Genomic DNA, 12,190 nt, shown 5'->3' with positions numbered 1-12,190 from the left:
CCGGGAGGGGCGGTACGGGGATGTCGCGGATTCGAGACCGTATCGGGGCACCGCGGGCACGAGGCGAGGCGTTCAGAAGTGGGTGCCGCCGTCGATGCGCAGCTCGGTGCCGGTGACGAACCTGCCGTCCTCGCTGCCGAGCAGCGCGACGACCGAGGCGACGGTCTCGGGCCCGGCGAAGCCGTCGCCGAGCGCGGGGCGGAGCTTGGCGAAGTGGCCCCTCTCCGCGTCCTCGGGCAGCCCGGGCCCCGTGCTCCGCCGCGAGGCGCCGGAACCGTCGGTCATGCCCGAGGAGATCGATCCCGGCTGCACCGCGTTGAAGCGGATGCCGTCCTTGGCGTACTCGGCGGCGAGTGCGTGCGTCATGGACTGGATACCGCCCTTGCTCGCCGCGTAGGCCGCCATGTACGGGTGGGCGAAACCGGCCGCCGTGGAGCTGAAGTTGACCACCGCGGGCGCGTTCCCCCGTTGCAGCGCGGGGATCGCCTCACGGGTCACGAGGAAGGTGCCGACGAGGTTGACGCCTATCACCTGCCGGAAGTCGGCGAGCGAGGTCAGGTGGGTGTGCGAGGAGCGCAGGATGCCGGCGGCGTTGACGAGGACGTCGAGCCCGCCGAGCGTGTGCACCGCCTCGGCGACCCCGCTGCGTACCGAGCCCTCGTCCGAGATGTCGACGACGACGGCGGTGAGGCGCTCGGCGGCGACTCCGGCCTTGTGCGCGGTGTCCGCGAGGCCGGCCCCGCTGACGTCGGCCGCGACGACGCTTCCGCCCTCTTCGAGGAAGCGCAGCACGGTCGCCTGACCGATGCCGGAGCCGCCGCCCGTGACGAGAGCACGGCGGCCGGCGTAGCGGCGGCCGTGGTCGACGGAGGAAGAAGCCGCAGCAGACGCAAGGTGGTTGGGGTTCATCAGGTTCTCCGTCCCGTGGAGTGCGGCTCGGCAGGTCCGAGCACGCGCGATGTCGATGCTACGCCTAGGTGGCACGTTTTGCCATGAAGTCACTTCGTGCACATCGGCGGCTCCGCCGCGTAGGCTCTTCCCGTGAGTGAGCACAGAGCACAGGGAGCCCCGGCCGCGAAGCCCGGCGCCCGCCGCACGCTGACCGAGCGGCGCAAGAGCGCGACGCAGCTCGACATCGCACGCGCGGCGGCCGAGCTCTTCGCCGAGCGGGGCCCGCAGGCAACGACGGCTGAGGAGATCGCCGAGCGGGCCGGGGTCGCTCTGCGGACCTTCTACCGCTACTTCCGCAACAAGCAGGACGCCGTCGGCCCGCTCCTCGCCAGCGGGGGCGACCGGTGGCGCCAATCCCTCGGCGCATCCGGCCCGTTGCAGCCGGGCGCGGCGCTGCGCGACGCGCTGGAGGAGGCCGTGCGCGGGAGCCTTACGCCTCCGGACGCCGTGGCAGAGGAGAGCCTGGAGGTGACGCGGCGCCTGCTCGCAGCCGCCCGGGAGGACCCGGCGCTGCGTTCCGTCTGGTACCGGGTGAACCAGGAGTCGGAGGAGGCGCTCGCGCCCGTCGTCTCCGGCCTGCTGGACGAGGAGGCGGAGCCGCTCGACGTACGGCTCGTCGCCTCGGCCGCTACCGATGCGATCAGGCTCGCGCTGGAGTCCTGGGCCGAGGCGACGGGGGAGGGACGCGAGCCGGCGGAGCTCGCCGTGCGCTGCCTCCGCGAACTCACCGCGGGGCTACGGTTGACCCGCGACAAGTCCCCGCGCAGTGAGGGGAGTTGACGCGCTGCCTCGCTGCTCGCGCCCTGGTGGGTGGCGGGCCAGTGCATCGCGCCGAGCGCCCGACCTTCGGCGCGTGCGCCCTGGAGGGCGTGGCGTCCGATGCGGTGGGCTTTCCGTGCTGTGTGCGGCGTCCGAGCCGGGAGAGAGGGCTGCGCAGGGATGCCGGTCGCTCGGGCAGGTGCACCGTGCGGGGGTCCTCGGTGCCTATGTCGCTCAAGGACTGCTCGTGCCTTGTGCGTCTCGCCGGTGTCGCTTTCGCTCCGGTTGTCGATCATGTGGGTCGTGACGTCTCCTGTCGGCATCGTGCGGCGAGGGCTCCGGTGCACGACGCGCTCTCGCGCCCGAGGTGGTGCGGGCGCGGCGAAGTGGACGGCTTCCGCCGGGGCTGCTCGGGTCCGGGCGGGTCGCGACTTCCAGGCTGACCAGCGGTCGGAGCGACCGGTCCACGCGCTCTCACGGGTCCTCCGCTCCGGTGTCGCACGGTTCCGCTCGGGTGGGGGCACGCCCCGACTCCGCCGCACGCCACAGAAGTTACCGTTCCGTAATTTACTCACCGGTTAAATAGTGGCGGCTTGCGGTGCTAGTTTCGCCTCGCCTCAACCGGTCCAGCGAGGGAGTGAGCCGCAGTGAAACGACCTTGCACCACCGAAAGCAGTTCCCCGACCGCCCCCAAGGACACCGCCCGCCCGGGCCTCCCGCACGCCCGCCCCTGGGCGGTCGCGCTCGCCGCGGCGCTCTGCGTGGGCGCCTCGGCCGCGCCCGCGGCGGCGGTGGCGCCGCAGGAGGTCTCGCGGGGCGTGGAGATCCCGGAGTTCTACGACCCGCCTTCCGAACTCCCCGACGAGAACGGCGCGTTGGTACGCACCGAACCGCTGCCGCTGGGGCTCAGCTTCCCCGGTCTCGACGGCAAGCCGCTCCCGGGCGAGGCCACCCGCCTGATGTACAAGTCGACCGACGCGGGCGGCGGGCCCGTCGGCGTCACCGGCGCCTACATCGAACCGTCGAAGGAGTGGAAGGGGGACGGGCCGCGCCCGCTCATCGCCGTCGCCTCCGGCACGATGGGCCAGGGCGACCAGTGTGCGCCGTCCCTCGCGCTCCAGCACCCGTTGACGATCGGCAAGGGCACCATCTCCGTCGGGTACGAGGACCTCGCGATCTACCGCCTCCTCTCGGCCGGCATCGCCGTCGTCGTCACCGACTACCCCGGTCTCGGCGCGACGGACCGCTTGCACACCTACGTCAACCGCCTCGACGAGGGTCACGCGGTACTCGACGCGGTGCGCGCGGCCCGTCACCTCGAGGGGACCTCGCTCACCCCCGAGAGCCGCGTCGGCCTCTACGGGTACAGCCAGGGCGGCGGCGCCACCGCCGCGGCCTCCGAACTCCAGCCTGACTACGCCCCCGACGTCGACCTTGCCGGTACCTACTCCGGTGCACCCCCCGCCGACCTCACCGAGGTGATGAAGGGGATCGACGGCAGTTCGCTCGCCGGCGCCCTCGGCTGGTCGATCAACGGATTCGTGCAGACGGACCCGGAGTTGCGGGAGATCGTCGACGCGCACATCAACGAAGACGGTGCCGAGGCCCTCGAGGACCTCTCCACCATGTGCATCGGCGACGCGCTCTTCGGCTACGGCTTCTCGAAGAGCGACAACTGGACGAAGGACGGCTCCTCGCTCTCCGACATCGTCGCGGGCGAGCCGAAGCTGCAGAGCTTCCTCGACAAGCAGTTGATCGGGAAGTCCAAGCCGGCGGGGCCGGTGCGCCTTGCAACGGGCGTCAAGGACGACATCGTCCCGCACGGCCAGGCGCGTACCCTCGCCGAGAGCTGGTGCGCGAAGGACGCCGACGTCGAGTACGTGCCCGTCCCCGGGCCCAACATCGGCGACAAGCTCGGTGGCAACCACATCCTGCCGCTCCTCACCGACCAGGGCAGCGCCATCTCCTGGCTCAAGGACCGCGTCTCCGGAAAGCCGTCGGAGAGCAACTGCAAAACCCTGCCCGACCAGCCCTGAGGCGGACGCCAGGTGGCCGCGCCACGCTGCGGCGCGGCCACCGCGGCGTGCGAAGTGGCATGCGGCCAGGGCCTGTTGTCCCGCAACTGCCGTGTCCGCCGGCGGCTCGACGAGCTCCGTCGGCTCCTCCCGGTGCCGCATGCGCGACCGTGGCGTGCTCGTCCTGCCGCCGCAGCGTGCGGACGTGAGCGGCGGTCCCGTCCGGTGTCGTCTGCGAGCAGTGTCGAAGCACCCGGCGGTTGCTCCGGGGACGACAGACCGGACCGGTTGAGGCCGTGGCGGGAATCGAACCCGCGTAACTCGCTTTGCAGGCGAGCCCCTCAACCACTCGGGCACACGGCCGTCGGCTCCTTCGGGAGGCGGCGAGAAGCAGTCAACCCGTTGGCCGACGAGGCGTACAAGGGCATCGGGCGCTCTGCCACGAGACTGCAACGCCCGCTTCACAGAGGGGCGTTGCGTCGATCAGCCGTCGTAGTCCACCGTCAGCTCTTCGGACACCGGATACGTCTGGCACGTGAGGACGTAGCCGGCCGCCACTTCGGCGGACTCCAGCGCGAAGTTGCGGCGCATGTCGGCCTCGCCGTCGCGGACGAGGGCGCGGCAGGTGCCGCAGACGCCGCCCTTGCAGGCGAACGGCAGGTCGGGGCGCGCGCGTTGGGCGCCGTCCAGGATCGTCGCATCGCGGGGGAGGGGCGCCGTGGAGGTGCGGCCGTCGAGCGTGAGCAGCGCTTCGGTGACGGGCCCCTCGCCGAGCGGCCGGTCCTCGTGGCGGACGGGCGGGGCCGGCGCCTCGTCGGCGAAGAAGAGCTCCTGGTGGACGCGCTCGGCCGGGACGCCCAGCGAGGCGAGCAGCGTCCGCGCGTCTTCGACCATTCCGTAAGGACCGCAGAGCCACCAGTGATCGGCGTGCTCGACGTCGACGAGCGCCCCGACGAGTGCGCCGAGGCGTTCGCCGTCGAGCCGGCCGGAGAGCAGCTCGGCCTCGCGGGGCTCGCGGGAGAGGACGTGTGCGAGCTGGAACCGGGCAGGGTGCGCGTTCTTGAGGTCGGCCAGCTCCTCGGTGAACATCACGGTGTCGCTGCGGCGGTTGCCGTAGAAGAGGCTGACGCGGGAGTCGGGGTGGGAGCGGAGGACGGAGGCGGCGATGGAGAGCATCGGCGTCACGCCCGAACCCGCTGCCACGAGGACGTGGTGCTCGGGTGTGCCCAGCTCGGGCGTGAACAGACCGACGGGCTCCATGACGTCGAGGACGTCGCCGGGCCGCACCTCCTCCACCAGCCAGGTGGAGAAGACCCCTCCGGGGACCACCCGCACGCCCACACGCGGAGGCCCGCCGACGGGGGAGCAGATCGAGTAGGAACGGCGCTCGTCGCGCCCTTCGACCGTGCGCCGCAGCGTGAGGGACTGGCCGGGTGCGAAGGCGAACTCCTCCGCGAGCTCCGGCGGCACGTCGAAGGTGACGGCGGCGGCGTCCGTGCAGAGCCGCTCCACGGAGGCGACGCGCAGCCGGTGGAAGGCGGCGCGCCGGCGCGCCGGGACCCGGGCGGCCCAGGTGGTGGGCGTGGCCATCTTCAGATCTCCTTGAAGTGCTCGAACGGCTCGCGGCAGCTACGGCAGCGGTGCAGCGCGCGGCACGAGGTGGCGGCGAACCGCGACAGCTCCTCGGTGTCGCCCGAGCCGCACCGCGGGCACGGCACGACGCGCCTGGTCGGGGAGAGGACGAGCGGTACGGGCCCGGCGTCGGACGGGGGCGCGCTTCCGGGCGGCGCGATGCCGTGCTCGGCGAGTTTGCGCCGGCCGGCTTCGCTGATCCAGTCGCTCGTCCACGGCGGCTGCAACTCGGTCTTCACACGCACCTCGTGGAAGCCCGCGGCGCGCAGCTCGGCCGCGAGACGGGAGCGCATCTCGGCCATGGCGGGGCAGCCGGAGTAGGTCGGTGTGACCCGGACGACGACGGCGCCGTCCGCCTTCGCCTCGACGCCGCGCAGCACTCCGAGGTCGGCGAGGGTGAGCATCGGCAGCTCCGGGTCGGTGACCCGCTCGGCCGCCTCCTGTGCGCGGGTCTGCGCGCTTCCGATCCCGGGGAGGGCGCTCACCATCTCGCCCCCGGGTGCTCCCTCGCGACGCTCTGCAACTCGCCGACGAGCGGGGCGAGATGCTCGGTGTGCTCGCCCGAGCGGCCCGTCCCTGCGGGTGCCTCGGCGGGTGGGGGCAGGGTGAGCCCGGCGGCGTCGGCTGTCTGGCGCAGTACGTCGGAGAGGGCTTTTGACGCCTCCCCGCCGTCGGCTCCGAACGGCGCGGAGATCTCGTCCCGCGCCAACTCGACGGCCCACGGCAGCACTTCGGCGAGCGCCCGCGCCGTCCTCTTCCGGGACTCTTCGGTCCCGTCGCCGAGCCGTACCACCCACTCGGCCGCGAACTGCCGGTGGTACGCGAGCTCTTTGACGCCCTTCGCCGCGATCGCCGCGAGGACCGGGTCGGCGGCGCCGGCGAGCCGCTCGAAGAGGGCGAGGCGCCAGGCGCTCAGGACGAGCAGACGCACCATGTCGAACGCGAAATCGCCGCGGGGGAGTTCTACGAGGCGGACGTTGCGGAAGTCGGCCGCGTCGCGGAAGTAGGCGAAGGCGTCCTCGTCCCGCCCCGTGCCGTCGACCTGTCCCGCGCGGGAGTAGAGGAGGCGTGCCTGGCCGAGGAGGTCCAGGCCGATGTTGGCGAGGGCCAGCTCTTCCTCCAACTCCGGCGCGTCGGTGCACCATTCGGCGAGGCGCTGCGCGGTCACCAGCGCGTCGTCGCCCAACGCCGCGCAGCATGCGGCGAGTCGGGCCGCCTCGACACCTTCGGGCACGGCTGTCGCGATGCCGTGGAGGGGGTCCTCGAAGCCCGTGCCGAAGGCCCACCGCGCGTCGTCAGGACCCTCCTCGCCGAGGGCGAGGGAGATGCGCTCGTCGTTCACGCCGGGCTCCTAGATGTGCGGGACGTCGTCGGGGATTTCGTAGAAGGTGGGGTGCCGGTAGACCTTGTCGCCGCTGGGCTCGAAGAAGGGGTCCTTCTCGTCGGGCGTCGAGGCGACGATCGACTCGCTGCGCACCGCCCAGACGCTGACGCCCTCGTTGCGCCGGGTGTAGAGGTCGCGCGCGTGCGTCAGCGCCATGCGGTCGTCGGCGGCGTGGAGCGAGCCGACGTGCACGTGGTTGAGGCCGCGCTTGGCGCGCACGAAGATCTCGTACATCGGCCAACCCCGTGCGTCGACGGGGACGTCGGGGATTCCTTCCGCCTGCTCCGCGGCGCTCATGCCGCTGCCTCCTGCCGTGTCGCCCTGCCCGACGCCTGCTTCGCCGCATGCGCCGCTGCCGCCTCCCTGACCCAGGCACCGTCCTGGTGCGCCTTCCTCCGCCGCGCCACTCGCTCCTCGTTGCAGGGGCCTTCGCCGCTGATGACGCGCTTGAGTTCGGAGAAGTCCGGGGTGCCGAAGTCGTACCTGCCGCGCTCCTCGTTCCACCGCAGCTCCGGGTCGGGGAGGGTGACACCGAGCCGCTCGGCCTGCGGGACGGTCATGTCGACGAAGCGCTGGCGCAGCTCGTCGTTGGAGTGGCGCTTGATCTTCCACGCCATCGAGCGCTCCGAGTTGGGCGAGTTGTCGTCCGGCGGGCCGAACATCATCAGCGAGGGCCACCACCACCGGTCGACGGACTCCTGCACCATCCGGCGCTGTGCCTCGGTACCGCGCATCATCGTCAACAGCAGTTCGTAGCCCTGGCGTTGGTGGAAGGACTCCTCCTTGCAGATGCGCACCATCGCCCGCGCGTAGGGGCCGTACGAGCTGCGGCAGAGCGGGACCTGGTTGCAGATCGCGGCGCCGTCCACGAACCAGCCGATGGTGCCGACGTCGGCGTAAGTGGGGGTGGGGTAGTTGAAGATCGAGGAGTACTTCTGGCGGCCCTCGACGAGCCGCTCGGTGAGGTCGGCGCGGTCGACGCCCAGCGTCTCGGCCGCCGAGTAGAGGTAGAGGCCGTGGCCCGCCTCGTCCTGCACCTTGGCGAAGAGGATCGCCTTGCGGCGCAGGGAGGGCGCGCGGGTGATCCAGTCGCCCTCCGGCTGCATGCCGATGATCTCGGAGTGCGCGTGCTGGGCGATCTGGCGGACGAGGGTTCTGCGGTAGCCCTCCGGCATCCAGTCGCGCGGTTCGATCCGCTGGTCCCTGGCGATCGTCTCGTCGAACTGCCGCTGGAGCGCCGCCGGTTCGACGGGCGTCTCCTCCGGGCCCCTCGAGCCCGTTGGCGCCTGTTCTGCCGTGGCCATGGTCACCCCTGCCTCATGTCCCTGATTGCCAACCGACCGTTCGTTCGGTACAAAGTCTGGTCCATGCCCGCGCGTTAGGCAAGTCCAACTGCCCGCTCACTCCCAGGTGTAGAAGCCCCGCCCCGACTTCCGCCCCAGCTCACCGGCGGCCACCTTCTCGCGGAGCAGTACCGGCGGAGCGAAGCGGTCACCGAGCGCGCCCTGGAGGTACTCGGCGATCGCGAGCCGCACGTCGAGCCCGACGAGGTCGGTGAGGCGCAGTGGCCCCATGGGGTGCCGGTAGCCGAGTGCCATCGCGTTGTCGATCGCCTCCGGCTCCGCCACGCCCTCCTCGACCATCCGGATCGCCTCCAGCCCGAGCGTCAGCCCGAGGCGGCTGCTCGCGAAGCCGGGGGAGTCCCGCACCACGACGTCGGTTTTGCCCAGTGCGCCGACCCATCCGAGCGCCGCGTCCACGGTCGCCCGAGCCGTCGTCGGGGCGACGATCACTTCGACGAGCGCCGAGGCGGGAACGGGGTTGAAGAAGTGCATGCCGAGGAAGCGCGCGGGCGCCTCGAGCGCGGAGGCGAGCTCGGAGACCGACAGCGAACTGGTGTTGGTGGCGAGCACCGTCTCCGCACCGAGGACTCGTTCGGCGCCGGAGAGGACCTGCGCCTTCAGGGCCGCGTCCTCCGGCACCGCCTCGACGACGAGGTCCGCGCCGCCCGGCAGCCCGGAGACGTCGGCCGCCGTGCCGATCCTCGCCAGCACCGCCTCCGCCGGCTCGGCGAGCTTGCCGCGGTCGGCGGCGCGGAGCAGGCTCTCGGCCATGCGCGCCTGCGCCGCTGCAGCGGCCTCCGGACTGCTCTCCACGACGGTCACCGACGACCCGGCCGCGGCGAAGGACTGCGCGATGCCCGCGCCCATCCGCCCTCCGCCGATCACGCCGACCTGTTCCGGTGCCCTGCTCATCGCTGCTCCTCCGCGTTGTCTCCCGGGCGCGGGCGTGCGCCCGCGCCCGTCGCAGGGACGGCCCCTGCCCCTCTCGCCCCTCCGCTTCCGGACGGGCCCGGCCCGCCGCCTCGCGCCGGCGTGCGCCTTTCGCGTCCGCACCGGCGCACCTGACGGCGCCTCAGCGCGCCGGGCGCACCCTTCACCGGCACGATCCGAGGCGCACCCAGAGGTCAACCGCCTGTGTACGTACGCCGGTTCACGCCACTGCGGACGCGCCCCTCATACGCGCTCGACCAGCATCGCGGCGCCCTGCCCGACGCCGACGCAGAGCGTCGCCAGTCCGCGCCTCGCGCCCTCCCGCTCCAGCCTGCCGAGGAGCGTCAGCAGGATGCGTGCCCCCGAGCAGCCCAGCGGGTGTCCCAGCGCGATGGCGCCACCGTCCGCGTTGACCCGCTCCTCGTCGAGCCCGAGACGGCCGATGACGGCGAGCGCCTGCGCCGCGAACGCCTCGTTGAGCTCGACGGCCTGCACGTCTCCCGCCTTCCAACCGGCGCGCTCCAGCGCCCGCTCGGTCGCCGGGACGGGACCGAGCCCCATCAGACGCGGCGGAACGCCGGCCGAGGAGGAGGTCACCACGCGCGCCCGCGGCGTCAGCCCGTACCGCTCAACCGCCTGCTCGCTCGCAACGAGAAGCGCGGCGGCACCGTCGGAGAGCGGCGAGGAGGAGCCGGCCGTGACGACGCCGTCGCGCCGAAAGACCGTACGCAGGTCGGCGAGCTTCTCCGGGGTCGTCGACGGCCGTGGCCCCTCGTCGAGGGTGACCGCACCGTCCCGGACGGGAACGGGGACGATCTCCCGGTCGAACCTGCCGGCGTCGCGCGCCGCGAGCGCCCGCCGGTGGCTGCGGTAGGCGAAGGCGTCGGACGCCTCGCGCGTGATCCCGTCGAGCGCCGCAACCTCCTCCGCCGTCTCGCCCATCGAGAGCGTGGTGCGCGGTGCCCCGACGGTGTCGCCCGCCTCGGCGTCGGCCTCGGCGAAGGCCGGGTTGGTGAACCGCCAGCCGAGCGAGGTGTCATGGACCTCGCCCGGCCGCGCCCACGGGGTGCCCGGCTTCGCCATCACCCACGGCGCACGCGTCATCGACTCGACGCCGCCCGCGACGACCAGCTCCGCCTCTCCCGCCCGCACCGCCTGCGCGGCCGAGGCAGCAGCCGTGAGCCCCGAGGCGCAGAGCCGGTTGACCGTGTATCCGGGCACGGTGTGCGGAAGTCCCGCGAGCAGGGCGGCCATTCGCGCCACGTTCCGGTTGTCCTCGCCCGCCTGGTTGGCGGCGCCGAGGACCACCTCGTCCACGGCCTCGCCCGGAGCGCCCGAGCGCCGCACGGCCTCGCGGACGACGAGCGCGGCGAGGTCGTCCGGGCGCACGGAGGCGAGGGCGCCGCCGTACCTGCCCTGCGGAGTACGGGCTCCGTCGACGAGGAAGACCTCAGGCACCGGTCGCCTCCTCGGCCGCGGCGTGCCTGCGGGACTCGAGAAAGCTGAACCGGCCCGTGACGAAGGCCGCGTCCGAGAGGGTGGCGCTCGCCGCAGGGTTGGCGGCGCTGCCGTGGAAGTCGGTGAAGGCGGTCGTCTGGTTGACGAAGACGCCGCCCGTGAGGTTCTCCGAGAGGTGGACGCCGGCCTCGTGCGCCGAGGACTCGGCGGCTTCGAGCACCCCCTCGTCCGTGGAGTAGACGGACGCGGTCAGCGCGCCGTGCTCGCCGACCGTCTCCCTGAGGAGGCGCAGGCTCTCGTCAGTCGATTCGGTGTCGATGACGAAGGAGACGGGGCCGAACCACTCGCGGGTGAAGGTCTCGCGGTCCTTGGCGGCGTCGAGCCGCGCAACGAGCGGGGTGCGGAGCAACGCGTCGGCGTACTCCGGGTGTTCGACGGGTTGTGAGGCGTGCGCCACGCGTCCGAGTGCGGCCGCTTCCTCCAGGCGCGCCTTGACGCCCTTGTTGGCGACGGCGCCGAGCGTGCCGGCGGCCCGTGCCGGATCGCCGAGGAGCTTGTCGAGCGCGGTGCCGAGGTCGGCGGCGAACTCGTCCGGCTTCTTGGTGCCTTGGTCGGTGGCGATGCCGTTGCGGGGTACCAGGAGGTTCTGTGGGGTGGTGCACATCTGGCCGCTGTAGAGCGAGAGGGAGAAGGCGAGGTTGCCGAGCATGCCGCGGTAGTCGTCGGTGGAGTCGACGACGACGGTGTTGAGACCGGCCTTCTCGGTGAAGACGCGGGCCTGCCGGGCGTTGCCCTCCAGCCAGTTGCCGAAGGCGGTCGAGCCGGTGAAGTCGACGATGCGGATCTCGGGGCGCACGGCGTACTCGGCGGCGGTGCGGTCGTCGTGCCCTTCGGCGGCGAGCACCACGACGTTCGGGTCGAACCCGGCCTCCGCGAGCACCTCGCGGGCGACCCGCACCGTGACGGCGAGCGGAAGCACGGCGCCCGGGTGCGGCTTGACGACGACCGGGTTGCCGGCGACGAGGCTGGCGAAGAGCCCCGGGTAGCCGTTCCAGGTGGGGAAGGTGTTGCAGGCGACGAGGAGCGCGACGCCGTGGCCGACGGGGGTGAACTTCTTGTCGAGCACCAGCGGTTCGCCCTTGCGCTGCGGCTTGGTCCACCGTGCCGTGCGGGGCAGGCGCCGCTGCTCGACCCACGCGTAGGTGACCGCTTCGAGCCCGCGCTCCTGCGCGTTCGGGCCGCCCGCCTGAAAGGCCATCACGAACGCCTGGCCCGTGGTGTGATGGACGGCGTGCGCGATCTCGAAGCTCGCCGCGTTGAGACGGCCGAGGATCTCGGCGGCGACGCCGGCGCGCACGTCCGGGGTGGTGTCGCGCCATGGGCCCGCCGCCGCCCTCGTGGCAGCGATCGCCTCGTCGGGCGTCACCCTGGGGTAGCTGACGCCGAGCGAAAAGCCGTAGGGGGAGGTCTCGGTCGGTGCGACGGTGCCGGTCCCGGGATGGCCCGGGAGCGCGAACTCCCGGTCGAGCAGGGCCTTGAACGCTGCCTCGCCCGCCTTCGGCGCCTCCTCGCCGTACACCCGGGGACTGGGCGACTCCTTGTACGGGTTGAAGAACTCCCGGCTCTCGGCCGCAGCCGCCGCCTCGTTCAGCAGCGCGCTGTGGCGTGCGAAGAACTCGCCGCCCGTCGGTACCTGCTCGGACATGTACTCAACCCCT

Annotated in this window: 11 protein-coding genes and 1 tRNA gene; 2 read left to right on the top strand and 10 right to left on the bottom strand. The window is 72.6% G+C overall.

What is annotated here, in order from left to right; all coding sequences use genetic code 11:
- Nucleotides 1-72 precede the first annotated feature (72 nt).
- On the bottom strand, nt 73-909 hold the full coding sequence (locus F603_RS0113025) for an SDR family NAD(P)-dependent oxidoreductase (RefSeq protein ID WP_019546444.1): 837 nt from the start codon (nt 907-909) through the stop codon (nt 73-75).
- 132 nt (nt 910-1,041) lie between these two features.
- Here F603_RS0113025 and F603_RS32030 point away from each other — a divergent pair, with 132 nt between their 5' ends.
- Together F603_RS32030 and F603_RS0113015 are read left to right on the top strand one after the other, a co-directional pair.
- Nucleotides 1,042-1,731, top strand: coding sequence for a TetR family transcriptional regulator (locus F603_RS32030; RefSeq protein ID WP_019546443.1), 690 nt, complete (start codon nt 1,042-1,044; stop codon nt 1,729-1,731).
- A gap of 626 nt (nt 1,732-2,357) precedes the next feature.
- Nucleotides 2,358-3,746 (top strand): lipase family protein, encoded by a 1,389-nt coding sequence (locus tag F603_RS0113015; protein ID WP_019546442.1) that lies wholly within the window; start codon nt 2,358-2,360, stop codon nt 3,744-3,746.
- A 270-nt stretch (nt 3,747-4,016) separates the two neighbouring features.
- On the opposite strand, the gene F603_RS0113010 is transcribed toward F603_RS0113015, so the two are convergent.
- The 9 genes from F603_RS0113010 to paaN all read right to left on the bottom strand — a co-directional run bounded on the left by F603_RS0113010 (nt 4,017) and on the right by paaN (nt 12,177).
- Nucleotides 4,017-4,088: transfer RNA gene (locus F603_RS0113010), tRNA-Cys, on the bottom strand.
- 120 nt (nt 4,089-4,208) lie between these two features.
- A complete protein-coding gene (paaE, locus tag F603_RS0113005) occupies nt 4,209-5,315 on the bottom strand; it encodes a 1,2-phenylacetyl-CoA epoxidase subunit PaaE (protein ID WP_019546441.1) in 1,107 nt (368 codons plus the stop codon).
- A gap of 2 nt (nt 5,316-5,317) precedes the next feature.
- Nucleotides 5,318-5,845 carry a 1,2-phenylacetyl-CoA epoxidase subunit PaaD gene (paaD, locus tag F603_RS0113000; protein WP_019546440.1) on the bottom strand — a complete coding sequence of 176 codons (528 nt, stop codon included), beginning with the start codon at nt 5,843-5,845 and terminating at the stop codon, nt 5,318-5,320.
- Nucleotides 5,839-6,699: a 1,2-phenylacetyl-CoA epoxidase subunit PaaC gene (gene paaC, locus F603_RS0112995; protein WP_019546439.1), complete on the bottom strand. Its 861-nt coding sequence runs from the start codon at nt 6,697-6,699 to the stop codon at nt 5,839-5,841. The genes paaD and paaC overlap by 7 nt, the downstream gene beginning before the upstream one ends.
- Before the next feature lie 9 nt (nt 6,700-6,708).
- Entirely contained in the window at nt 6,709-7,038 is a 330-nt protein-coding gene (gene paaB, locus F603_RS0112990) for a 1,2-phenylacetyl-CoA epoxidase subunit PaaB (protein ID WP_019546438.1), read from the bottom strand.
- Nucleotides 7,035-8,045: a 1,2-phenylacetyl-CoA epoxidase subunit PaaA gene (gene paaA, locus F603_RS0112985; protein WP_037955975.1), complete on the bottom strand. Its 1,011-nt coding sequence runs from the start codon at nt 8,043-8,045 to the stop codon at nt 7,035-7,037. The genes paaB and paaA overlap by 4 nt, the downstream gene beginning before the upstream one ends.
- Before the next feature lie 96 nt (nt 8,046-8,141).
- The gene (locus F603_RS0112980) at nt 8,142-8,996 is read right to left on the bottom strand and encodes a 3-hydroxyacyl-CoA dehydrogenase family protein (RefSeq protein ID WP_019546436.1); all 855 of its coding nucleotides are present in this window, start codon (nt 8,994-8,996) and stop codon (nt 8,142-8,144) included.
- 261 nt (nt 8,997-9,257) lie between these two features.
- Nucleotides 9,258-10,472, bottom strand: a complete 1,215-nt coding sequence (locus tag F603_RS0112975) for a thiolase family protein (protein ID WP_019546435.1) — start codon at nt 10,470-10,472, stop codon at nt 9,258-9,260.
- Complete coding sequence (gene paaN, locus F603_RS0112970; RefSeq protein ID WP_019546434.1) at nt 10,465-12,177, bottom strand: phenylacetic acid degradation protein PaaN; 1,713 nt, start codon at nt 12,175-12,177, stop codon at nt 10,465-10,467. The genes F603_RS0112975 and paaN overlap by 8 nt, the downstream gene beginning before the upstream one ends.
- Nucleotides 12,178-12,190 lie beyond the last annotated feature (13 nt).

Source organism: Streptomyces sulphureus DSM 40104 (assembly GCF_000381025.1).
In the GTDB taxonomy this organism is placed as follows: domain Bacteria; phylum Actinomycetota; class Actinomycetes; order Streptomycetales; family Streptomycetaceae; genus Streptomyces; species Streptomyces sulphureus.
The sequence above is the reverse complement of the archived record's forward strand: the minus strand, read 5'-3'. Positions and strand labels throughout refer to the sequence as shown.